21 protein-coding genes are annotated in these 23,067 nt (G+C 65.9%); 10 read left to right on the forward strand and 11 right to left on the reverse strand.

Going from position 1 to position 23,067, the window contains the following annotated elements; genetic code table 11:
* Window positions 1-70: 70 nt before the first annotated feature.
* Together D4Q52_RS11135 and D4Q52_RS11140 are read right to left on the reverse strand one after the other, a co-directional pair.
* Window positions 71-892: an alpha/beta fold hydrolase gene (locus D4Q52_RS11135; protein ID WP_119856637.1), complete on the reverse strand. Its 822-nt coding sequence runs from the start codon at window positions 890-892 to the stop codon at window positions 71-73.
* 230 nt (window positions 893-1,122) lie between these two features.
* On the reverse strand, window positions 1,123-2,676 hold the full coding sequence (locus tag D4Q52_RS11140; protein ID WP_182915288.1) for a benzoate-CoA ligase family protein: 1,554 nt from the start codon (window positions 2,674-2,676) through the stop codon (window positions 1,123-1,125).
* 125 nt (window positions 2,677-2,801) lie between these two features.
* On the opposite strand from D4Q52_RS11140, the gene D4Q52_RS11145 reads away from it, so the two are divergent.
* Window positions 2,802-3,737, forward strand: coding sequence for a helix-turn-helix transcriptional regulator (locus D4Q52_RS11145; protein WP_119856639.1), 936 nt, complete (start codon window positions 2,802-2,804; stop codon window positions 3,735-3,737).
* Window positions 3,738-3,885: 148 nt separating this feature from the next.
* Here D4Q52_RS11145 and D4Q52_RS11150 read toward each other — a convergent pair whose 3' ends face one another.
* The 7 genes from D4Q52_RS11150 to ugpB form a co-directional block, all read right to left on the reverse strand.
* The gene (locus D4Q52_RS11150) at window positions 3,886-4,596 is read right to left on the reverse strand and encodes an ABC transporter ATP-binding protein (RefSeq protein WP_119856640.1); all 711 of its coding nucleotides are present in this window, start codon (window positions 4,594-4,596) and stop codon (window positions 3,886-3,888) included.
* Window positions 4,593-5,351, reverse strand: a complete 759-nt coding sequence (locus D4Q52_RS11155; protein WP_119856641.1) for an ABC transporter ATP-binding protein — start codon at window positions 5,349-5,351, stop codon at window positions 4,593-4,595. Before D4Q52_RS11155 ends, D4Q52_RS11150 begins: the two co-directional genes overlap by 4 nt.
* On the reverse strand, window positions 5,344-6,339 hold the full coding sequence (locus tag D4Q52_RS11160) for a branched-chain amino acid ABC transporter permease (RefSeq protein ID WP_234831148.1): 996 nt from the start codon (window positions 6,337-6,339) through the stop codon (window positions 5,344-5,346). The genes D4Q52_RS11155 and D4Q52_RS11160 overlap by 8 nt, the downstream gene beginning before the upstream one ends.
* Before the next feature lie 183 nt (window positions 6,340-6,522).
* Complete coding sequence (locus D4Q52_RS11165) at window positions 6,523-7,395, reverse strand: branched-chain amino acid ABC transporter permease (RefSeq protein ID WP_119856643.1); 873 nt, start codon at window positions 7,393-7,395, stop codon at window positions 6,523-6,525.
* Window positions 7,396-7,622: 227 nt separating this feature from the next.
* A complete protein-coding gene (locus tag D4Q52_RS11170; RefSeq protein WP_119856644.1) occupies window positions 7,623-8,831 on the reverse strand; it encodes an ABC transporter substrate-binding protein in 1,209 nt (402 codons plus the stop codon).
* A 293-nt stretch (window positions 8,832-9,124) separates the two neighbouring features.
* The gene (locus D4Q52_RS11175) at window positions 9,125-9,412 is read right to left on the reverse strand and encodes a PilZ domain-containing protein (protein ID WP_234831149.1); all 288 of its coding nucleotides are present in this window, start codon (window positions 9,410-9,412) and stop codon (window positions 9,125-9,127) included.
* A gap of 83 nt (window positions 9,413-9,495) precedes the next feature.
* Entirely contained in the window at window positions 9,496-10,779 is a 1,284-nt protein-coding gene (ugpB, locus tag D4Q52_RS11180) for a sn-glycerol-3-phosphate ABC transporter substrate-binding protein UgpB (RefSeq protein ID WP_234831150.1), read from the reverse strand.
* A 309-nt stretch (window positions 10,780-11,088) separates the two neighbouring features.
* Here ugpB and D4Q52_RS11185 point away from each other — a divergent pair, with 309 nt between their 5' ends.
* The 4 genes from D4Q52_RS11185 (at window position 11,089) to D4Q52_RS11205 (ending at window position 16,764) form a co-directional block, all read left to right on the forward strand.
* Window positions 11,089-13,119 carry an ATP-binding protein gene (locus D4Q52_RS11185; protein WP_425328478.1) on the forward strand — a complete coding sequence of 677 codons (2,031 nt, stop codon included), beginning with the start codon at window positions 11,089-11,091 and terminating at the stop codon, window positions 13,117-13,119.
* The gene (locus D4Q52_RS11190) at window positions 13,089-14,828 is read left to right on the forward strand and encodes an ATP-binding response regulator (RefSeq protein WP_119856646.1); all 1,740 of its coding nucleotides are present in this window, start codon (window positions 13,089-13,091) and stop codon (window positions 14,826-14,828) included. The genes D4Q52_RS11185 and D4Q52_RS11190 overlap by 31 nt, the downstream gene beginning before the upstream one ends.
* Window positions 14,825-15,565: a response regulator gene (locus D4Q52_RS11195; RefSeq protein WP_119856647.1), complete on the forward strand. Its 741-nt coding sequence runs from the start codon at window positions 14,825-14,827 to the stop codon at window positions 15,563-15,565. Before D4Q52_RS11190 ends, D4Q52_RS11195 begins: the two co-directional genes overlap by 4 nt.
* 587 nt (window positions 15,566-16,152) lie before the next feature.
* The gene (locus tag D4Q52_RS11205) at window positions 16,153-16,764 is read left to right on the forward strand and encodes a sigma-70 family RNA polymerase sigma factor (protein ID WP_119856649.1); all 612 of its coding nucleotides are present in this window, start codon (window positions 16,153-16,155) and stop codon (window positions 16,762-16,764) included.
* 151 nt (window positions 16,765-16,915) lie between these two features.
* Here the strand turns inward: D4Q52_RS11205 and D4Q52_RS26470 are convergent, their stop codons facing one another.
* Window positions 16,916-17,077: a hypothetical protein gene (locus D4Q52_RS26470; protein WP_182915290.1), complete on the reverse strand. Its 162-nt coding sequence runs from the start codon at window positions 17,075-17,077 to the stop codon at window positions 16,916-16,918.
* A gap of 218 nt (window positions 17,078-17,295) precedes the next feature.
* Here D4Q52_RS26470 and D4Q52_RS11210 point away from each other — a divergent pair, with 218 nt between their 5' ends.
* From D4Q52_RS11210 to D4Q52_RS11230, 5 genes are read left to right on the forward strand one after another with little or no spacing between them, the layout of a single operon-like run.
* Window positions 17,296-18,702 carry a cytochrome ubiquinol oxidase subunit I gene (locus D4Q52_RS11210; RefSeq protein WP_119856650.1) on the forward strand — a complete coding sequence of 469 codons (1,407 nt, stop codon included), beginning with the start codon at window positions 17,296-17,298 and terminating at the stop codon, window positions 18,700-18,702.
* Entirely contained in the window at window positions 18,702-19,712 is a 1,011-nt protein-coding gene (cydB, locus tag D4Q52_RS11215; protein ID WP_182915291.1) for a cytochrome d ubiquinol oxidase subunit II, read from the forward strand. Before D4Q52_RS11210 ends, cydB begins: the two co-directional genes overlap by 1 nt.
* 17 nt (window positions 19,713-19,729) lie before the next feature.
* Window positions 19,730-19,858, forward strand: a complete 129-nt coding sequence (locus D4Q52_RS11220) for a DUF2474 domain-containing protein (protein ID WP_119856651.1) — start codon at window positions 19,730-19,732, stop codon at window positions 19,856-19,858.
* 40 nt (window positions 19,859-19,898) lie between these two features.
* A complete protein-coding gene (locus D4Q52_RS11225; protein WP_119856652.1) occupies window positions 19,899-20,492 on the forward strand; it encodes a L,D-transpeptidase in 594 nt (197 codons plus the stop codon).
* A 28-nt stretch (window positions 20,493-20,520) separates the two neighbouring features.
* Window positions 20,521-21,555, forward strand: a complete 1,035-nt coding sequence (locus D4Q52_RS11230) for an amino acid ABC transporter substrate-binding protein (protein ID WP_119856653.1) — start codon at window positions 20,521-20,523, stop codon at window positions 21,553-21,555.
* 332 nt (window positions 21,556-21,887) lie between these two features.
* On the opposite strand, the gene D4Q52_RS11235 is transcribed toward D4Q52_RS11230, so the two are convergent.
* Complete coding sequence (locus D4Q52_RS11235) at window positions 21,888-23,027, reverse strand: acyl-CoA dehydrogenase family protein (RefSeq protein WP_119856654.1); 1,140 nt, start codon at window positions 23,025-23,027, stop codon at window positions 21,888-21,890.
* Between the last annotated feature and the right edge of the window lie 40 nt (window positions 23,028-23,067).

The following is a 23,067-nucleotide window of genomic DNA, read 5'->3' on the forward strand; positions in this document are numbered from 1 at the left end:
ATATAATGCAGGATGCTGCCCGGGTCTAGCGTTTGTCGCCGCGATTATGCATTTTGTTGCAACCTTGCCGTCAGGCCGCCTGGCCGTGCCCAGCTTCGCCGTGGCCTTGCAGCAGTCGATTGGCGAACTCCGCCACGGCCTTGACCGTCGCCTCGGTTGCCTCGCGATGCGGGGCGTGGCCGGTGCTGGGCAGGATCACGGTCTCGACCGGGCAGTAGCACTCGGCCTCGGCAATCTCGATCTGCCGCAGCGTGCCGTACTGATCATCGGCGCCCTGGACGATCTGCACCGGCACGCGGATGTAGGCGAGGTGATCGGTGATGTCCCAGTTGCGGAACGCCGGATCAAGCCAGGCGTCGTTCCAGCCGCGGAAGGCGTTGTCGACATCCTTGTGCCACTTCGCCAGCTTGGTGCGCAGCTCGGTGGTCTCGTAGGCGGTCTTGATCTCGGCGATCGATTGCACCGAAATATCCTCGACCACAAAATGCGGCGCGATCAGCGTGACGCCGCGAACGCGATGGTCCGGCACGCCGCCGGCATAAATCGCGGCGATCGACGCGCCGTCGGAATGGCCAACTAACAGCCCGCGACGAAATCCGATGGCCTCGAGCACCCGCGGCAGCACGTCGAGCGCCTCGCGATGCATGTAGTCCACCTTGCGCGGCAGTTGCGCCGGGCTGGAGGCGCCATAGCCGGCACGCGAATACACGAACACGCCGGCGCCTGTCGCCGCAGCGAGCCTGTCGGGGAAATCGCCCCACAGCCCGACGCTGCCAAGCCCTTCATGCAGCAACACCAGCGTCGGCGCCTCGGCCGGCGACGGCCCGATCATGCGATATTCGAGCTGGTGATCGCCGATGGCGAGATGGCCGGAGGGTGGAAGGGAAGTCATTTGCGCTGTCCTGTATTCTTCCAGCTGGGGAAGGCTATCGCATCTGCCTCAACGTTCAGCCGCAGCCCCCCGCCACGAGTCGTCCCCGCGCAGGCGGGGACCCATAACCCCTGACTTCTCGGGTGAAGAAAAGTGTCTGCCGACTTGCTTCAATCGAGATGCTGCGGCGTATGGGTCCCCGCCTGCGCGGGGACGACTCGCGGAGAGGCGATGCCAAGCCGCCATCGGCCTCACTGCCCGCCCTCGCGCAGTTTGAAGCGCTGGATCTTGCCGGTGGCGGTCTTCGGCAGGCTCGTGACCACCTCGATCCAGCGCGGATATTTCCACGGCCCGACCTTCTGCTTGACGTGGTCCTTGAGCTGCTCGTACAGGCCGTCCGCTGCAAAACCTTCGCGCAGCACGACGTAAGCGCGTGGCTTGAGCAGGCCGTCGAAATCGGCGTCGGGCACCACCGCGGCTTCGAGCACGGCCGGATGCGTGATCAGTGCGCTCTCGACTTCGAACGGCGACACCCAGATGCCCGACACCTTGAACATGTCGTCGGCGCGGCCACAGAAGGTGTAGCGGCCGGAGGCGTCGCGAATGTACTTGTCGCCCGTGCGGGTCCAGTTGCCCTCGAAGGTCGCGCGGCTCTTGCTGCGCTGATTCCAGTAGCCCTCGCCGGCCGACGGCGCATCGACCAGTAGCTCGCCGACTTCGCCATCGGCGACGTCCGCGCCCGCCTCATTGACGAGCCGCACCTTGTAGCCCGGCACGGGACGGCCCGAGGTGCCGTACTGGATGTCGCCCGGCGCGTTGGACAGGAAGATGTGCAGCAGTTCAGTCGAGCCGACGCCGTCCAAAATGTCGGCGCCGAACCGCGCCTTCCAGGCGAGCCCGACCGATTCCGGCAGCGCTTCGCCGGCCGACGTACAAATCCGCAGGCGGGAGCCGGCGGTCTCGCTCTTCAGCGCCGGATCGTTGAGCATCGCGGCGAACAGCGTCGGCACGCCGCAGAAGATCGTTGGGTGATAGCGCTGCATCAATTTATAGATCACCGCCGGCGTCGGCCGCTCGGCGTTGAGCACCGTGGTGGCGCCGACCGACAGCGGGAAGGTCAGCGAATTGCCGAGCCCATAGGCGAAGAACAGTTTCGCCGCCGACAGCACGACGTCGTTCTCGCGGATGCCCAGCACCTGCTTGGCATAGGTCTCGGCGGTGGCGGCGAGGTTGGCGTGCAGATGCCGCACGCCCTTCGGCATGCCGGTCGAGCCCGACGAGTAAAGCCAGAACGCCGGCTCCTCGGCATGCGTGCGCGCGGTCTCAAAACTATCGCTCTCGCGCGCGAGCTCGTCGGCAAGCTTGAGGTGGCTGGACGCGTCACGACCCGAGACGACGACATGCGCCAGATCCGGTAGGCCGGCGATGATGTCCTTCACCACCGGATAGAGCGCGTCGGAGACGAACAGCACGCGGGCGCGGCAGTCGGCCAGCACGTAGGCGTATTGCTCGGCCGTGAGCAGCGTGTTGAGCGGCACCGGCACCACGCCGGCACGGATCGCGCCGAGGAACACGATCGGGAAGTCGATCGTATCCAGCATGATCATCGCCACGCGCTCTTCGCGGCGAACGCCGAGCCCGCTAAGAAGATTAGCGGCGCGGCAGGTTTGTGCCTGCAGCTGCCGGTAGCTCAGTTCGGACACCGTGTCGGTGAAGGCGAGCTTGTCGCCGCGTCCCTCGGCGACATTGCGGTCGAGCAGCCAGCTCACCGCATTGTACGACCCAGCCCCGGTCATCCCGTGCATCGCCCGGTCCCGCCAAGGTTCATGGCGTCCTCCCATTAGAATTATAGTTCATTAGAATTATAGTGCATAGGAAGCCACCGGAACGGGTTGCTGTCAATCCTGCACGGCACTATGATTCAGCCCGCATGAGCGCGCTTTCTGATACGCCCGACACCAATGAATCCGACGCCGGCTTCCTGCTAGAGCTCGGCCAGCGTGTCCGCACGCTGCGCGGGCTGCGGGGCATGTCGCGCAAGGTGCTGGCGAAAGTCTCCGGAATCTCCGAGCGTTACATCGCCCAGCTGGAGAGCGGCAAAGGCAACGTTTCGATCATGCTGCTGCGCCGCGTGTCGGACGCCTTGGCGACACCGCTCGAGGATCTGCTGCCGAACGGCGATCCATCGATCGACTGGCCGGTGATCCGCGATCTGGTGCGCCGTGCGACGCCGGTGCAGATCGCCCACGCCAAGGACGTGCTCTCCGGCATGGGCCGGCTCGGCGCCGGGGCGCGGCGGGCCAATGCGTTTCACGGCGTAGCGCTGATCGGACTACGCGGCGCCGGCAAGTCGACACTCGGGCGGATCCTCGCCGACAAGATCGGCTGGGCGTTCGTCGAGCTCAACAAGGAAATCGAAGCGCAGAACGGCCTGTCGGTCGCCGAGATCATCGCGCTGTACGGCCAGGAAGGTTTTCGCCGCATGGAGCAGGCGGCGCTGACGCAGCTCCTCGCGCGCAAGGAGCTGATGGTGCTGGCGACCGGCGGCGGCATCGTCTCCGAGGCGATTACTTTCGATCAAATCCTGTCGTCGTTCTACACGATCTGGCTGAAGGCCGAGCCGGAGGAGCACATGGCGCGCGTCCGCCGCCAGGGCGATTTGCGGCCGATGGCCGACGACCGCGCCGCCATGCAGGAACTCCGCACCATCCTGCACAGCCGCGAGCCGCTCTACGCCCGCGCCGCCGGCGTGCTCGATACCGCGGGACTGACGGTCGATACGGCCGCCGCAAAACTGATCGCGATGGTGTCGCCGGTGTTGTGCCGGGATGCGTGCGCGTTCGGGTTGAAGGACGAGGCGGTTTAGTCCGCCCCAGGCAATGTCATTCCGGGGCGCGCGCCCTTCGCGCGCGAACCCGGAATCCCGAAATTGGGGGAACGTCGGAGTCGCAGAACGGCTCGGGATTCCGGGTTCGCTCCGCTTCGCTGCGCGCCCCGGAATGACGGATTCGTTGCTACACGCCGAGATGCCGCTCCAGCAATTCCGGCTGCTCGGCCAGTTTGGCCGGTGCGCCATCGAATACGATCGCGCCTTTGGCGAGCAGCACCATGCGGTCGGCGATTGCGGAGAGGCTGCGAAAGTCCTTGTCGACCACCAGCGTGGCGACGCCCTCGTGGCGGATCACGCCGAGGGTGCGCCAGATTTCCTGCGCGACCAGCGGCGCGAGGCCCTCGGTGGCTTCGTCGATCAGCAGCAATTCCGGATTGGTCATCAGCGCGCGGCCGATCGTCAGCATCTGCTGTTCGCCGCCGGAGAGCTGATGGCCGCCGTGACCGCGCCGTTCGGCGAGGCGTGGAAACAGCTCGAAGATCCGCGGCAGCGTCCAGGTCGCGCGGCCGTCGCGGCCGGGCCGCGCGGCCATGATCAGATTCTCCACCACAGTGAGCGCACCGAACACGCCGCGCCCCTCCGGCACCAATGCCACGCCGCGGCGCGCGATCGCGTCCGGCTGTGCGCCGGCAATATTATCGCCGTGAAGCAAGCGTTGACCGCGGCACGACGGCACGAGGCCCATCAGCGTGCGGAGCAAGGTCGTCTTGCCCATGCCGTTGCGGCCGATCAGCGCGATCTGTTCGCCGCGGGCGATCGTCAGATCGATGCCGTGCAGGATCTGGCTGGCGCCATAGAACGCCTCGAGCCGCTCGGCCTGCAGCAGGGCGGTCATGCGGCGTCTCCGTGGTTGCCGAGATAGGCCGCCCGGACTGCCGGATGGAGCCGCACCTCTTGGGGCAAACCGGAGGCAATCACCTGCCCGTCCTGCATCACCGTCAGCCGGTCGGCGAGCTCGAACACAGCGTCCATGTCGTGCTCGACGATCAGGACGGCGTGGCGTTCGCGCAGCGAGGCGATCAGCGCGATGATGCCACGCGCTTCAAGCTGGCCCATGCCGGCAAGCGGCTCGTCGAGCAGCACGATCGACGGATCGGTGGCCAGCACCATGGCGATCTCGAGCTGGCGCTGTTCGCCGTGGCTGAGCACATTAGCGACGACGGACTCGCGGCCGGCGAGGCCGGCGCGACTGATCGCATCGGCCGTGCGGCGCTGCACCTCCGGATCGGCGAAGGCGCCGCCGAACATGCGGAGCGGCGTGCGCGAGCGCGCCTGCGCGGCGAGGCGGACGTTTTCGTGCACGGTGAAGCGCGGGAAGATCGTGGTCTTCTGGAAGGCGCGGCCGATGCCGGCGCGAGCGCGCTGATCGGGCGCCAGGCTGGTGATATCAACATCGCCGAGCTGGATGGCGCCGCTGCTGGCGATCAGTTCGCCGGACAACAGATTGATCAGCGTCGACTTGCCGGCGCCGTTCGGGCCGATCACCGCGTGGATCTCGCCGCGCTTGATCTCGATCGAAACGTCGGCGACGGCGCGCAGGCCACCGAAGCGTTTGCCGAGCCGCTCGGCGCGCAGCGTGGCTTCAAGCATGGCCGGTCTCCGGCGCAGCGGCGCGTGCCGGTGCCGGCTTGTCCGCACGCGCGGGCGTCCGCTCGCCGGCCAGCATCGGCCAGAGCTGGCGCACGCCGTTCGGCAGCAGCAGCACGATGGCGATGACGATGACGCCTTCGATCAGCTTCCACTGCTCGAACGTCGCTTTCAGCAGTTCTTCGAGGCCGAGCAGCACCAGCGCGCCGATCAGCGGGCCGGTGACGGTGCTGAGGCCGCCGATCAGTACCATCACCAGCGCCACCGCGGATTGGTGCCAGCCGAGCATCTGCGGCGCAACGAAGCCGAACTGGATCGCCGCGAAGTAACCGGCGAGGCCGGCGAGCGCGCCCGACAGCGTGAAGGCGATCAGGCGGATGCGGAAAATCGGGAAACCGAGCGCGCGGGCGCGGCGCTCATTGTCGCGCGCGGCGGCGAGCGCGTGGCCGAACGGCGAGCGCACCAGCATGGTCAAGAGCGCGATGGCGCCGACGGTGACGGCCAGCACCACGAAGTAGAACACCAGCGGCTTGTCGAGATCGAGCAGGCGGACCCCGGCAATCACCAGTTCGGGCTTGGCGTTGATGAAGGCGCCGTCGGAGCCGCCGGCGAAATCGGCGTCGTGGAACAGATAGAACAGCATCTCGCCGAAGGCGAGCGTCACCATGATGAAGTACACGCCGCGGGTGCGCAGCGCCAATGCGCCGATCACCAGCGCCACCGCGCCGGCGGCGATCACCGCGGCGGGCAGCGTCAGCAGCAGCGAGGCCGGGTCGTATTTCGGCGACAGCAGCGCCAGCACATAGCCGGCGAGGCCGAAGAACGCCGCGTGGCACAGCGACACCAGCCCGCCCTGCCCAACCACCAGATTGAGCGCCATCGCCAGCACGCCGAGGATCAGCACCTTGCTGGCGAACTGCACGTAGTATGGCGGCACGACGAACGGCAGCGCCAGCGCGGCGGCGAGGCACAACGCAGGCACGAGACCCATCCTGATGATACGCGTCCTCTCCCCCGTCATGGCCGGGCTTGTCCCGGCCATCCACGCCTTTCTTGCGGTGCGCGCTGGAAGGCGTGGATGCCCGGGCCTTCGCCGCGCCGAAGGGGCTCCGGACCCGCAGGCGGGACAAGCCCGGGCATGACGGTGGTTGTGGGGTGGGGCCGTACAATCATCTCACACTTTCCGCCGGCCCATGATGCCGTTGGGGCGCCAGAGCAGCACCAAGGCCATCAGCAGATAGATCAGCATCCCCGATACGCTGGGGAAGAACACCTTGCCGAACGTGTCGGTGAAGCCGATCAGCAGCGCGCCGATGGCGGCGCCGGCGACCGAGCCGATGCCGCCGAGCACCACGACCACGAAGCTCAGGATCAGCATGCCGTCGCCCATGCCGGGATAGACCGTCGAGATCGGCGCGGTGACGATGCCGCCCAAAGCAGCGAGCGCGATGCCGACGGCGAACACGAGGCGGTTGACCTTGTCGTAGTCGATGCCGAGCACGCGGGTCATCTCGCGGTTCTCGGCGCCGGCGCGGACGATCATGCCGATCTTGGTGCGGGTGATGACCAGGAAGATCAGCGCCGCCACCGCGACGCAGAACACGCAGATGGCGAGGCGATACACCGGATAGGACAGATTGTCGGTGAGCTGGATCGAGCCGGATAGCCAGTCGGGCGGCGCGACGGAGTGCACGTCCTTGCCGAACAGGATCTGGCGGACTTCGTCGATCACCAGGATCAGTCCGAACGACAGCAGCACCTGCGCGAGGTGATCGCGGCCATACAGCCAGCGGATGAACACGCTTTCCAGCGCCAGCCCGAGCACGAAGGCGATGGCGACGCCGCCGACCAACGCGACCAGGAAATTGCCGGTCATCAGCGCGATCCAATAAGCCAGATACGCGCCGAGCATGTAGAACGCGCCGTGCGCCAGGTTGATCACGCCGAGGATGCCGAACACCAGCGTCAGCCCGCTGGCGACCAGGAACAGCACCATGCCGTATTGCACCGCATTGAGCAGCTGAACGCCGAAGGTGATCAGGTCCATGGTGTCATCCGCGCTCTACGCCCTCTCCCCACACGTGCTCTCCCATCCTCGTCCGCACAAATGCTCTCCCCACGCCCGTCATTCCGGGGCGCGAGCGCAGCGAGCGAACCCGGAATCCCGAGCTGTTCTGCGATTCCGGAGGTGGTACCAACTTCTGGATTCCGGGTTCGCGCGCGAAGGGCGCGCGCCCCGGAATGACGGTGCTAGTACTTGGTAGGCCGACGTTGTCACGTCATCCGGCAGCCGCGCGCGGGGTCGTCAACGTCGCTTTGGGCGATCGAGATCATTTCGTTGCGGCCGTTGCGGACTTCGCGGAGGTAGATGTTCTGGATCGGATTGTGGGCCTTGTTGAACGACAGCGGGCCGCGCGGGCTGTCGATCTTTGCCGCCGCCATCGCCTTGATCATCGCGTCGCGCGCGCCAGCGTCGCCCTTGACGGTGCCGAGGCCGATGTCGAGCAGCGAGGCGGCGTCGAACCCCTGCACCGCATAGATGTCGCCGTCCTTCTGGGTCTTGGCCTTGAAGGCTTTGAGGAACGCGACGTTGGCGGGGTTATCGAGATTGTCGGCGTAGTGCAGCGTGGTCTTGATGCCGTTCGCCGCTTCGCCCTGCGCCTCGATCGTGCCGTCGGTGAGAAAGCCGGCGCCGTACAGCGGGATCGACTTGCCCAGGCCCGCGGCCGCGTAGTCCTTGACGAACTTCACCGCGCCGCCGCCGGCGAAGAAGCTGAACACCGCGTCCGGCTTGAGCTGGGCGATGCGGGTGATCAGCGCCTGGAATTCGACCTGCGGGAACGGCAGCGTCAAATCCTCGACGATCTTGCCGCCGTTTTTGGTGAAGTTCTCCGCGAAGGCGCCGACCATCTCGGCGCCGGCGGTGTACTTCCAGGTGATGGTGGCGACGTTCTTGATGCCGGCGTCGGCCATCACCTTGCCCATCGGGAAGGTGGTCTGCCAGTTCGAGAACGAAGTGCGGAAGATGTTGGGCGCGCAGGCCGGTCCGGTGGCGTCGTTGGCGCCGGCATTTGGGATGATGAGCATCGTGCCCGAGTCGCGCGCGACCTTGACCATCGCCATGGCCACGCCGGAATGCACCGTGCCGATCACGACGTCGACCTTGTCGCGGCCGACCAGCCTGTTCATGTTGTCGGTCGCGGTCTCGGGCTTGGACTCGTCGTCGACCTGCACGAAGGTCACCTCGCGGCCGCCGAGCTTGCCGCCGAGCTGCTCGACGCGCAGACGGAAGCCGTCATCGATGAACTGGCCGAGCTTCGCGAACGTGCCGGTGTAGGGCAGCATCAGCCCGACCTTGAGCGGGGCCGCCTGGGCGATCGCCGGCGTGGCAAAGCGCGGCAGCGTAGCCAGCGTGGCGGCCCCCGCCGCGCCGGTGAGCAGCGCGCGGCGGGACATTGGCGGCAAACGTCGAGTGTCGGACATGGCGTTTCTACCCCTTGGTGTCTGGTCGTTCGGTGTTTTTTGGCGTGAGCCGATGCCAACGTGAGCGCCGGCCCGGCGTTGTCCCGAAGCTTTGACGGCAGCATAATTCAGGACAGCGCGAAGGCAAGAATTATAGTGCAGATTGAGATATGGGCGCCTGAAGCGTAGGGCGAGCGGCATGATCTCCCCTCCGGCTTGCGGGGAGGGGTCGGGGGGTCCACGAGCACTGTGCTTGCGTCGGCCTCACCCCAGCCTCTCCCGCCGGCGGGAGAGGAGCGCGCGGCGCTTGGGGTTTAGGGTTGATCGTCGAAGGCGACACCGATGCGGGTTTGTTTGATCCAGACCAGACGGCAGTCGCGGACGCCGGAGGCGGTTACCAGGCGGAACCGCGGGGGAATGTAAGCGGCGAATTCGACCTCCAGGGCGGCCCCCTCCTCGGAGATGTTGACCACCAGGCAGCCGAGGCTGACGCCATTGAAAGACACATGAGCCGGCTCCTCGACGCCCTGTCGAGGCGATCTGCGATTGTCATCCACCCTGTTGCCCGTCATTTGTTGATTCATGCCGACGATGGCGGCCATCGTTGCTCGGCAGGGGACGAACACCAGACATCAGGGAAAATTCCGGCGCTACCCGATCACCGCACATCCCGTCCGGTGCGCGCTCAGGGCTGGGTTCTTTCGAACTGCCGCAGCAATTTGTTGCCGCGCTCGACCGCGGAGTCCATCGCGGCCTGCGCCGGCTTGCGGCCGCTGAACGTTTGTTCCAGTTCGTCGTCGATGACGTCGCGGATCAACGTGAAGGATCCCAGCCGCAGCCCGCGCGAATTCTCGGTGGGAGGCTTCAGCGTGATCTGCTCGATCGAGATCGCGGTTCCGGGATTGCGGTCGTAGAAGCCCTGCGCGCGGGTCAGTTCGTAGGCGGCGCGCGTCACCGGCAGATAGCCGGTGGCCTGATGCCAGCCGGCCTGGATCTCCGGCCGGGACAGATAGGCGAAAAATTTGGCGACGCCTTTATATTCCTGCGCCGGCCGCCCCCGCAGCACCCACAGCGTGGCGCCGCCGATGATGGTGTTCTGCGGCGCGCCGGCGACATCCGGCCAATACGGCAGCCGGCCATAGCCGACGTCGAATTTCGAGTTGGCGATGATGTCGGCACGCGTCGCCGACGAGCCGATGAAAATGCCGCAGTCGCCCTGCTGGAATCGCGGCTCGGCCGCGGTGGCGCGGCCGCCATAGTCGAACGCCCTGGTCTTCTGCCATTCGGCCAGTTGCGCGACATGGCGCACCAGCACCGGATTGTTGAACACCAGCACGGCGTCCAGCCCGCCGAGACCGTTGGATTGCGTGGCGAGCGGCAGATTGTGATAGGCGGAGAAATTCTCGACGTTGATCCAGGATGGCCATGAGGTGGTGAAGCCGCAGGCCATGCCGGCGGCGACCAGCTTGGCGGCGGCAGCGCCAAGCTCCGGCCAACTGCCGGGCGGCTTGTCGGGATCGAGGCCCGCTTTCCGGAACACGGTCTTGTTGTAGTACAGGATCGGCGTCGAGGCGTTGAACGGGAACGACAACATATTGCCGTCGAGATCGACGTAGTAGCCGGCCACTGCGGGCAGATAGTCGGCCGGCGAGAACGCTTCGTTCTCGTCGCGCATCAATTCGTACACCGGATAGACCGCGCCGCGCGCCGCCATCATGGTGGCGGTGGCGATCTCGTTGACCTGCACGATTGCCGGCTGGCTCGACGAGCGGAACGCGAAGATCGAAGCCGTGACGGTCTCGGTGTAGTTGCCCTTGTAGCTGGGCACGACCCGGTAGTCCGATTGCGAGGCGTTGAAATCGGCGGCGAGCTTTTCGAGACGGCGGCCGAGTTCGCCCGACATCGCGTGCCACCAGGCAATATCGGTCGCCGCACGCGCAGGGCTCGCGCCCGCGAGCACCAGCAGCATGCCGCCTATCAGCAGGATTGAACCTCGCCCCCGCCGCCGCTTACTCCCGATAGCCATATCCCATGCCGGTCTGCTACATTGGCGGGACTTCTCCGGCCCCGGTCGCGGATACCAAGTCTATGGGATCGAACTTGCCGCTGTCCAGTCGAGCCGCAATGCCGAATGCAGGTCCAACGGGGGCCGGTGTGACTTCCGTCATCACTTCATCATCTGCGGCCGCCAGGCACGCGGCAATCGTATTCCGCGGGGCTGACTGATTTGAACCCGACGGCATCGCGCCAGGACGACAGCAGCGACCCGGGTGTCAGCCTGGCGAGCCGCTCCGGCATCGTCCGGCTGGTTCGCGCGGTGCCGATCCGCTGGCGCATCCTGTCGATCGCACTGCTGAATTCGCTGGTGGTGCTGATCCTGGCCAGCCTGATCTGGAGCGGCGCCCGGGTGCTGAATTCGGCGTGGGACGACGTCCGGCAGGTCCGCGAATCCGATCAGATCCTGGCGCTGCTGGAGAGCGAGACCAGCCGGTTGCAGAACCTGATCCATCGCTACATCAATCAGCCGAGCCCGGATCTGTTCGCCGAGATCCTGCTGTTGCGCGAGTCGGTGCTGGGGTCGCTGAGCAACCGCGCCGCCAACGATCCGATCCTGTCCGGGTCGGTCGCCGAACTCGAGCGTGTGACCGAACGCTTCCTGAACGGTTTCGGCGATCTGCGCGCATTGCAGAGCAAGATCAGGGACACCTACGAGAACCGGGTGCAGGGACCGGCGCGCGACATCGCTGCGCTCTATTCGGTGATCGAGGGGGCCACCGGCCGGCGCGACGCGCCGATCTGGCCGGCGCTCGGCCGCTCGCGCGAGGCGTTCACCGCGATGCTGGTGGCGGCGAACTCTTACTATCTGTCGCTGTCCAAGCAGGCCGCCGAAGACGCCCGGCGCAACACCGAGACGATCGAGCGCACCGTGCCGGTGATGATCGGCTACGCCGACAACGATCTGCAGCGGATGGCGCTGGAAAAGCTGAAGCAGCGCGCGGCGGCGCTGAGCGATGGCCTGCATGATCTGTCCGAACAGCTCGCCAGCCGCAGCGACCTTCTGCGGCATTCGATCGACGCCAGCCAGGCGGCGACGATCGGGGCGATCGATGCGCTGTCGGTGCAGATGCGGCAGCGCGAGCAGAAGGCGCAGCAGACCTTCGCCCGCACCCTCACCAGCATCTCCCGCAAGGTGCTGTGGATCGCGTTGATCTTCATCGGCGTGATCCTGATCGCCAGTACGATCATCGCGTTCAGCATCCGCAAACCATTGCACCAGATCCTGTCGGCGATGCGCGCCATTACGTCGGGCGACTACGACCGCCGTGTCGCCGGCACCGAGGCGCGCGACGAGGTCGGCGCAATGGCGCGGGCCGTCGAAGTGTTCCGGGAGAACGCCATCGACAAGCGCCGGGCCGAGGACGATCTGCGCGCCTCCAAGGAGAAGGCCGAGAGCGCGCTGCTCGAACTGAATACCGCGCAGCAGAATTTGATCGACGCCGAGCGGCTAGCCGCGCTCGGCGGACTGGTGGCTGGCGTGGCGCATGAGGTCAACAACCCGATCGGCATCAGCCTGACGGTGGCGTCGAGCTTCGCCCGCAAGGCAACGCTGTTCGAAGCCGACCTGAAGGGCGAGACGCCGCTGCGCCGGTCTCAACTCGAGGAATTCGTGCGCGCGTCGCGCGATGCCGCGCATCAGCTGGTCGGCAATCTGCAGCGCGCCGCCGAGCTGATTCAGTCCTTCAAGCAGGTCGCGGTCGACCGTTCCCATGCCGAGCGGCGGCCGTTCGATCTGCACGAGGCCACCGAGCAGATCGTCGCCAGCCTCAAACCGGTGCTGAAGCGGGCGCCGATCGAACTGCTGATCGATGTGCCGGACGGGCTGGTGATCAACGGCTATCCGGGCTCCTACGGCCAGATCCTGACCAACCTGTTCCTCAACGCCGTCAACCACGCCTTCGCAAACGGCCGCGCCGGCAGCATTACGATCACCGCCCGGCCGCGCGGCGACGACGTCGAGATCGTATTCGCCGACAACGGCGCCGGCATGACGCCGGACGTGCAGCGACAGGCGTTCGATCCGTTCTTCACCACCCGTCGCACTGAGGGCGGTACCGGGCTCGGCCTGCATATCGTTTACAATCTGGTGACGCAGCAACTCGGCGGCCGCATGATGCTGGAATCAAGACTAGGACAAGGCACGACATTTCGCATTATCATGCCCCGAACCGCCACTGGCGGGCCGACCGACGCCGACACGCCCATCGACGGAAATCTGCAATGGCCGACCAGGACGATATCCTCCAGCTGATCGAAGATGCCGATCCGGTCGCCGAACCGTCGAATGCCAAGCGGTGGAAAATCGCGGTGATCGACGACGACGCGGCGGTGCACGAAGGCACCCGCTTCGCGCTCAGCGACTACAGCCTCAATGGCCAGAGCCTGGAAATCCTCTCCGCCTATTCGGGCGCGGAGGGCCGCGAGCTGATGCGGGCACATCCGGACATCGCCGCGGTGCTGCTCGACGTCATCATGGAGTCGGACTCGGCCGGCCTCGAACTGGTCGAATATATCCGCAACGAGATCCGCAACGAGACCGTCCGGATCATTCTGCGCACCGGGCAGCCAGGCCAGGCGCCGGAACGGCGGGTGATCGTCGACTACGACATCAACGACTACAAGGCCAAGACCGAGCTCACCGCCGACAAGCTGTTCACCTCGCTGACCGCGGCGCTGCGCAGCTATCAGCAGCTCGAGCGCATGGTGCAGACGCGGCGCGGGCTCGAGATCATCATCGACGCCGCCTCGACGCTGTACGACTTCAAGTCGATGCAGCGGCTGGCCGAAGGCGTGCTGACCCAGATTGCCTCGCTGCTCAATGTCGACTGCGCCGGCATCCTGGTGCTGCGCGATTCAGGCGACGATTTCTCGGTGCTGGCCGGCTCCGGCTGCTACAGCCGCTTCATCGGCTGCCCCGGCATCAAGCCGCTCGACCAAGACGTCCGGCAGATGGTCGAGGAGGCATTCCGCCGCCGCAAGCACGAATTCGCCGACCACCGTACCGTGCTGTATGTCCGCACCGGCAGCGGCCGCGAAGTGGTGGTGCTGCTTCAGTCCGAGCGCGAACTCTCCGAAACCGACCGCTCGCTGGTGGAGATCTTCGGCAGCCGACTGTCGATCGCGTTCGACAATGTAATCCTGTATCGTCAGCTGCACGAGGCCAACACCCAGCTCGAGGAGCGCGTCGCGCAGCGCACCCGCGCGCTGACCCAGGCCAACCGCCGGCTGTCGACGCAATGGATGCGGCTGCAGCGCGCCAATGCCTTCAAGAACGAGATCCTCGGCACCGTCGCGCATGATCTGAAAAACCCGCTCGGCGTCATTCTCGGCCGGACCGAAATGCTGACCGAGTTGATCAGCGCCGACTCCTCCAAGGACGCTGTGATCGCCCAAGTCGATCACATCCGCGAGGCGACGCGGCGGCTGACCTCGATGGTCGACCACCTGATCTCCGACGCCATGGCCGACGCCTTCGACATTTCGATCCGCCGGGAGCCGGTCGATCTCGCCGCGCTGGTGGCCGAGGTCGCCGAGGCCAACCGGCCGATGGCGCAGAACAAGCAGCAGGCGATCGCGGTCTCGATCCCGACCGGACGCGTGACGATGTGCGACTCCGACCGGGTTCGTGAGGCGATCGACAATCTGGTCAGCAATGCCATCAAGTACAGCCCGATCGGCGGCAAGATCTCGCTGCAGGTCGACGGCGACGCCGCCACCACGGTGATCCGCGTGACCGACGAGGGCGCCGGATTGTCGCCCGAGGATCTCAGTCGGCTGTTCGGGCGCTTCCAGCGGCTGTCGGCGAAGCCGACCGCGGGCGAAAGCTCGACCGGGCTCGGCCTGTCGATCGTCAAGAAGATCATCGACATGCATGGCGGCAACGTCCGCGCCCAGAGCGAAGGGCCCGGCCAGGGCTCGACCTTCACCATCACCCTGCCGGCAGCGTCTCCCGCATCATGAGCCAGAACCCGCACATCATCGTCGTCGACGACGAAGCGCCGGCCCGCGAGATGGTCGGCGATTATCTGAAGATGCACGGCTTCGCGGTCACGCTGTGCGACGGCGGCAAGAGCCTGCGGGCCGAGATCGCCGTCAAGGTGCCGGACCTGGTGGTGCTCGACCTCAACATGCCGGAGGAAGACGGGCTGTCGATCATCCGCGACCTCAAGGCCAAGACCAACGTGCCGGTGATCATGCTGACCGCGACCGCCAGCCCGATCGACCGCGTCGTCGGACTTGAGCTCGGCGCCGACGACTATGTGGCCAAGCCCTGCGAGCTGCGCGAGCTGATGGCCCGGATCCGCTCGGTGCTGCGCCGCGCCGCGCCGAGGCCGGCCGAGGCCCCCGCTCCCGCCGCCCCGGCCAAACCCGCCAACGAACAGCTGGTGCGCTTCGGCACAAAATGGCTCGACCTCGAGGCGCAGTCGCTGCGCGACGACGACGGCAACGAGCATCCGCTGACCGCCTCGGAATTCGGCCTCCTCAAGGTGTTCGCCGCCAATCCGAAGCGGGTGCTGTCGCGGGAGCGGCTGCTCGAGCTCGCCAACGCCCGCGACGCCGAGGCCTTCGACCGCGCCGTTGACCTGCGCATCATGCGGATCCGCCGCAAGATCGAGCCCGACCCGACCAAGCCGGCCGTGATCCGCACCATCCGCGGCGGCGGCTATCTGTTCTCGCCGGCGTCGGAGCGGGCATGAACGGAGCGGCGGCGGTGAAGACGATCATCGTCGTGGCGCGCGTCACCATATTCGACGGTGATGCTCAGGCTTGACCCGCGCATCCTTCGCACGCGAAGCGAATTTCACGAGAGATTTTGCGAAGAGGACGGATTGCCGGGTCAAGCCCGACAATGACGGATGCGTGACGCGCAGACGAGTCAGCAATGCTTCGCCCCCACCGTCATCGCCCCGAAGGCCGGCGACCCGGTACTCCAGGGCGCTGTCGAGGGGGCAGTGCATCTGCCCCAATGCACCGCGATACTGGATCACCCGCAGGCGCGGGTGATGCTACCTTCCTTGCGGAACCGCGTGCTCGTAGGTCGCTGGTCGGGCGCATTGTCGGTGCAGCGGCACCGCCGGGTGACGGGCGACGGGCAGTGGTTAGAAAATCTCTGAAACTCTTGGGATTTTCGCCGGAATGTTTCGTCGCCGGCCCTCCGACGAAATATTTTTCAAATCCATGAAACCATTTTCGACTTTCGGTGCAGACGTCCTGAAATGGTGCCTGACTAGTAAAGCTCCCAACGAACGCCGCGGGGGAGTGCGGCGGCATACGGGAGCCGTTCATGCAAAATGTCATCGCCATCAATGAAGCGGGTCGTCAGGGCATTGCCGCCGCGCGCGCTACGACGGACGAGATGCTGCTCGCAAGCATTGCGGCGGGCGATCGGACCGCGATGCATACGCTGTATTCGCGGCACCATGTCCGGGTGTATCGCTTCATCCTGCGCATGCTGCGCGACGCAGCGACCGCCGAGGATCTCGTCAGCCAGGTGTTTCTCGACGTGTGGCGCACGGCGCGGCAGTTCGAAGGCCGGGCCCAGGTGTCGACCTGGCTGCTGTCGATCGCGCGCTTCAAGGCACTGACCGCGCTGCGTCAACGTCAGCACGAAGATATCGATCAGGACGACGTGCTCGACATTCCGGACGGCGCCGACAATCCCGAAGCAGCGCTCGAGCGCAGCCGCACCAGCGACATCCTGCGCGCCTGCATTGCCAGGCTGACGCCGGCGCATCGCGAGATCATCAATCTCGTTTACTATCACGAGAAATCGGTCGAGGAGGTCGGCCGCATCGTCGGCATTCCGCAGAGCACGGTGAAGACGCGGATGTTCTACGCCCGCAAGCAACTCGGCGAACTCTTGAAGCGCCACGGGGTCGAAACCATGGCGGCGTGAACCAAAACGGCGTCAACAATGGCCAGTGAGGAGCGGCAGCGGCAAGCGAGCTGCGGCGCGAAGCCGCATACGCCGGCATGATCGACCGGCTGCGGCGGACACCTTAGACAGAATCTCGCAGCGGCCGCATTCCCGCGTTGGTGCGGCGATGTTAGCTTGACGCGTCGCTGGCATGGTTGCCGTCAAAGATGACCGCCAACGACACAATTGAAACAATCGACGACATCGGCCGGAAAGAATTCGGTGCGATGATGACGATATCGGCACCGGATGCGACCGGAGCCACAAGCTCTTTCCAAGGCTTGATAACCATCGCAGCCTCCAAGCGACCCGGACGGGGTGCCCACCGTCCGGGTTTTGCTTTTTGCGGCGTCGCTCCTGCCCCCGACCAAAGTGGACTTGCATGGACAAAATGGCCAAGCGCGCCGCGGCCGGGTCATCGGCTAACAGCTAGGCACCTCCTGTCGCAAAAGATAGGATCGTCACGCAATGCGTTGCGTTGCCGGCCTGTCATCGTCGCGGATTTGTCGAATGATTGAAGCCCTCGACCCCGTCGTCCTGGCGCGCGCGCAGTTCGCCTTCACGATGTCGTTCCACATCATCTTCCCGGCGTTCTCGATCGGGCTCGCGAGCTATCTCGCCGTGCTCGAGGCGCTGTGGCTGTGGACCGGCCGTGAGGTCTTCATCAACCTGTTCAATTACTGGCTGAAGATCTTCGCCATCGCGTTCGGCATGGGTGTCGTGTCCGGCATCGTGATGTCGTATCAGTTCGGTACCAACTGGGCGGTGTTCGCCGACAAGACCGGCCCGGTGATCGGGCCGCTGATGGCATATGAGGTGCTCACCGCATTCTTTCTCGAGGCCGGCTTCCTCGGCGTGATGCTGTTCGGCCTCAAGCTGGTCGGACCGCGGCTGCATTTCCTCGCCACCCTGATGGTGGCGATCGGCACGCTGATCTCGGCGTTCTGGATCCTGTCGGCGAATTCCTGGATGCAGACGCCGGCCGGTCACGCGATCAACGAGTCCGGCCAGTTCGTCGCGGTCGACTGGTTCAAGGTGATCTTCAACCCCTCGTTCCCCTATCGGCTGGTGCACATGGTGCTGGCTGCGTATCTCACCACCTCGCTCGTGGTCGGCGCGGTCGGCGCCTATCACCTGCTGCGCAATACGCGGCAGCCGGGCGCGCGAATGATGTTCTCGATGGCGATGTGGATGCTGACCATCGTGGCGCCGATCCAGATCTTCGCCGGCGACGCTCATGGCCTCAACACGCTGGAGCATCAACCCGCCAAGGTGATGGCGATGGAAGGCCATTTCCAGAGTCACCCGGACGGCGCGCCGTTCATCCTGTTCGGCCTGCCCGATCAGGACGCCGCGGTGGTGCGTTACGCGCTGGAAATTCCAAAACTGTCGTCGCTGATCCTGAAGCATTCGCTCGACGCGCCGCTGGCCGGGCTCGACACCGTGCCGCGGCAGGACTGGCCGCCGGTGCCGATCACCTTCTGGTCGTTCCGCATCATGGTCGGGCTCGGCGTGCTGATGGCGACGCTCGGCGCGCTCAGCCTGTGGCTGCGCTGGCGTGGCCGGCTGCACGAGTCGCGGCCGCTGCACTGGTTCGCGCTGACCATGGGGCCCGCCGGCTTCATCGCGGTGCTGGCCGGCTGGGTGACGACCGAAACCGGGCGGCAGCCGTTCACCGTGTTCGGGCTGCTGCGCACCACCGATTCGGTGTCGCCGCTGGCCTCGCCCGCCGTGGCGTCGTCGCTGATCGCTTTCGTGATCGTGTACTTCGCGGTGTTCTTCGCCGGCACCGTGTACATCCTGCGGCTGATGGCGCAGCCGCCCCATCATGGTGAAGAGGGCCCGCCCGGCGCCACGCCGGCGCGCGCCGCCGGCATCACCCCCGCTCCCGCGATCGCCACAAGGAGGCTCGGCTGATGACGATCGCATACGACCTCGCGACGATCTGGGCCTTCATCATTGCGTTCGCGGTGTTCGTCTATGTGGTGATGGACGGCTTCGATCTCGGCCTCGGCATCCTGTTTCCGCTGTTTCGCACCAAGCGCGACCGCGACGTGGTGATGAACAGCGTGGCGCCGGTGTGGGACGGCAACGAGACCTGGCTGGTGCTCGGCGGCGGCGGGCTGTTCGCGGCGTTTCCGCTGGCCTACGCGGTACTGATGCCGGCGCTGTACACGCCGATCATCGCCATGCTGCTCGGCCTGGTGTTTCGCGGCGTGGCGTTCGAATTCCGCTGGCGCACGCTGCGCGAGCGCAACCGCTGGGACCTCGCGTTTTTCCTCGGATCGCTGATCGCCACGCTAGCGCAGGGCATCGCGCTCGGCGCGCTGCTGCAGGGCGTCGCGGTGGAAGGCCGCGGCTATGCGGGCGGCTGGTGGGACTGGCTGACGCCGTTCAGCCTGCTCACCGGCGTCGCGCTGGTGATCGGCTACGCGTTGCTCGGTGCCACCTGGCTGGTGATGAAAACAACCGGAGAACTGCGCGAGCAGGCCTATCGGCTGAGCCGCTGGCTGCTGGCCGCCATGCTGATCTCGATCGTCGCGGTCAGCGCCGCGACGCCGTTCCTGAGCTACGACTATTCAGAGCGCTGGTTCGCCTGGCCGAACGTGCTGGCCACCGCTCAGGTCCCGCTCGCCGTCGCGGTCGTCACCGCACTGCTGCTGCGGGCGCTGGCACAGAAGCGCGACTATCAGCCGTTCTTGCTGACGCTGTGCCTGTTCCTGTTGTCTTACGCGGGACTCGGCATCAGCATCTGGCCGTATGTCGTTCCACGCAGCATCACCATCTGGCAGGCGGCGGCGCCGGAGAACAGCCAGCTGTTCATGCTGGTCGGCGTCGCCATCCTGGTGCCGATCATCCTGATCTACACGGCGTGGGCCTACTGGGTGTTTCGCGGCAAGGTCGATCCGGAAGGCGGGTATCATTGAGCGCGGACGGACCCGGCATGTCCAATCCTGACCAATCCGGTCCGCTGGCGCGGCGCCTGCTGTGGTTCGTAGCGCTGTGGCTCGGCGGTGTTGCGGCGGTCACGCTGGTGTCGCTGATCCTGCGGATGTGGATTGGAACAAACTGACATGGTACATTCCCGGCGCAATTGCTTCGGGAGGTTGTCGATGCTGGGATTGTCGAGTTGGATCGGACGGCTGGCCTTAGTGGCGGCGTTGGTGATCGGCATCACACCCAGCCACGCGCAATCAAACGATCCCGGCGACGAGCCCGGCCTGATCGCCAATGACGATTACGAGCTGCCGCCCGAACTGCAAAAGCAGATGGTGTATTACCGGACCAGCGAGCCGCCGGGCACCATCGTGGTGCAGACCGCCGAGCGCTATCTGTATCTCGTCCAGGGCAACAACCGCGCGCTGCGCTACGGCATCGGGGTGGGCCGCGAGGGCTTCACCTGGCAAGGCCTCTTGAAGATTTCGCGCAAGGCGGAATGGCCCGATTGGGTGCCGCCGCCGGAGATGATCCAGCGCCAGCCTTATCTGCCGCGCTTCATGGCCGGCGGCCCCGGCAATCCGCTCGGCGCCCGCGCGATGTATCTCGGCTCCACCGTGTATCGCATCCACGGCACCAACCGGCCGGACACGATCGGCACCGCGATCTCGTCCGGCTGCTTCCGCCTCGTCAATGCCGACGTCGCCGATCTGTACGACCGCGTGCCGGTCGGCACCAAGGTCGTGGTCCGGCAGAAGCCCGCCCTATAGCGCCCTCCCCTCTGTTCCGAGACCCCGCATGTTGAAACGGACGTTCCAGACCGGGCTCGCGCTCGGGCTCGTGGTCGCGGCGGCGATCGCCGCTGCCGCCATCACCTATGAGCGCTACGACACCAAGACGCTGAAGCGCACGATCCGGCGTGACGCCGTGCTGTGCGGCGTCAACAAGGGGCTGCCGGGCTTCGCGACGCCGGACGACAAGGGCAATTGGAGCGGCTTCGACGTCGACTTCTGCCGCGCCGTGGCGGCGGCGATCTTCAATGATCCCGCCAAGGTGAAATTCCTCGCGCTCGACGCCAATGAGCGCTTCAAGGAGCTGCAGAGCCGCAAGGTCGACATCCTGTCGCGTAACTCGACCTGGAGCATGTCGCGCGAAACCGGCTACGAGCTGTACTTCCCGGCGGTCGCCTATTACGACGGCCAGGGCTTCATGGTGCCGGCGTCGCGCAAGGTCGACACCGCGGTCGAGCTCGACGGCAGCAAGGTCTGCGTGCAGGACGGCACCACCACGCTGCTCAACCTCGCCGATTACTTCCGCGCCAACAACATGAAGTACACGGAGGTCAAGTTCGGCAAGCTCGACGAGGTCGTCGCCGCCTACAAGGACGGCCGCTGCGATATCTTCACGGCCGACGCCTCGCAGCTCTACGCGCTGCGCCAGACGATGGGCAAGCCCGCCGACCACACCATCCTGCCCGACCTGATCTCCAAGGAGCCGCTCGCCCCGGTGGTCCGCCAGCGCGACGACGATTGGATGATGATCGTGAAGTGGACGCTGTACGCGATGATCAACGCCGAAGAACTCGGCATCACCTCGCAGAACATCGACGAGGCGCTGAAGTCGAAGAAGCCCGACGTGATGCGGCTGGTCGGCACCGAGGGCGCCTATGGCGAAGAACTCGGACTGTCCAAGGATTGGGCTGCCCGCATCATCCGCCACGTCGGCAATTACGGCGAAGTCTACGACCGCAACGTCGGCAAACTCGGCATCCCGCGCGGCCTGAACCAGCTGTGGAGCAACGGCGGCATCCAGTACGCGCCGCCGATCAGGTAGGAGCTCACAAAACCTCTCGTTCGTCATTCCGGGTTCGCGCTGCGCGCGCCCTGGAATAACGGCGGATGGGGCGAACTGAGAAGCAGCCGCGAGGATCCCAACACAATCACCGTCATTCCGGGGCGCTCGCTCTTGCGAGCGAACCCGGAATCCAGACGTTGTAGCAAAAGCCGGTCGCAGAACGCTTCGGGATTCCGGGCTCGCGAACTACGTTCGCGCCCCGGAATGACGTGCTTGGGGCCAGGGCTTAGTCCGTAGCCCGGATGCAGCGAAGCGTAATCCGAGGACGCGCCTGCCCCGCATTCCGCGGCGCTGCATGCGGGCTACAAAGATCAATACTTCTTCCACTCCGCCAGCGCTTCGGCGTGGTAATTCGCGTCGCCGAGTAGTTCCTGCAGCACGCGGGCGCGTTTCATGAACAGGCCGATGTCGAACTGATCGGTCATACCCATGCCGCCGTGCATCTGCACGCCTTCCTGCACCGCGAGCGTCGTCACCGTGCCGGCCTTGGCCTTGGCGACCGCGACCGCGACGCGCGCTTCAGACGCGTCGGCATCGACCGCCTGCAATGCCTTGAGCACGGCGGCGCGCAGGATTTCGATCTCGGTGTAGAGATGCGCGGCGCGGTGCTGCAGCGCCTGGAATTCGCCGATCAGCTTGCCGAACTGCTTGCGCTCCTTGAGATAGCTCACGGTGCGGCCGAACGCCTCGTCGGCGACGCCGAGCATCTCGGCCGCCGCCGCGGCGCGGCCGACATTCAGCACCGCCTCGAGCAACGCGCCGCCGCGATCGACTTCACCGAGCACGCTGTCGGCATTCACCTCGACATCGTCAAATGTGATCCGCGCGGCGTTGTGGGCATCGACCATCACGGTGCGCTCGATCGCAACGCCCTTGGCCTTTGGATCGACCAGGAACAGCGTGAGGCCGTCGGCATCGCCGGCCGCGCCGGAGCTCCGCGCCGCGACGATCAACAGATCGGCGACGTGGCCGTCGACCACCAGCGCCTTGTCGCCCTTCAGCTTGAAGCCGTTGCCGGCGCGTGTGGCGGTCAGCGCGATGCGCGACGGGCGATGCTTGGCGCCCTCGTCCACCGCCAGCGCGGCGATCAGCGAGCCATCGGCGATCTTCGGCAAGTAAGACTTCTTCTGCGCGTCCGAGCCGCCGCGCTTGAGCGCCGAGGCGGCCAGCACCGCGGTCGACAAGAACGGGGACGGCGTCAGGTTGCGGCCGATTTCCTCCATCACCACGCCGGCCTCGACGCAGCCGAGCCCGGAGCCGCCGAATTCCTCCGGCACCAACAGGCCCGCGAGGCCCATCTCGGCGAAGCTCTTCCAGAGGTCACGCGAAAAGCCGGTGGCGTCGCGCTCGTCGCGCAGCTTGCGGAAATGCGCGACCGGCGCCTTGTCGCCGATCAGCCCGCGCGCCGAGTCGCGCAGCATGGTTTGTTCTTCGGTGAGGACGAGAGCCATGGGTGATGATCCAATGAAGTCGGAGTGATGACTTTGCGTT

Source organism: Rhodopseudomonas palustris, assembly GCF_003591005.1.
GTDB classification, from domain to species: domain Bacteria; phylum Pseudomonadota; class Alphaproteobacteria; order Rhizobiales; family Xanthobacteraceae; genus Rhodopseudomonas; species Rhodopseudomonas palustris_K.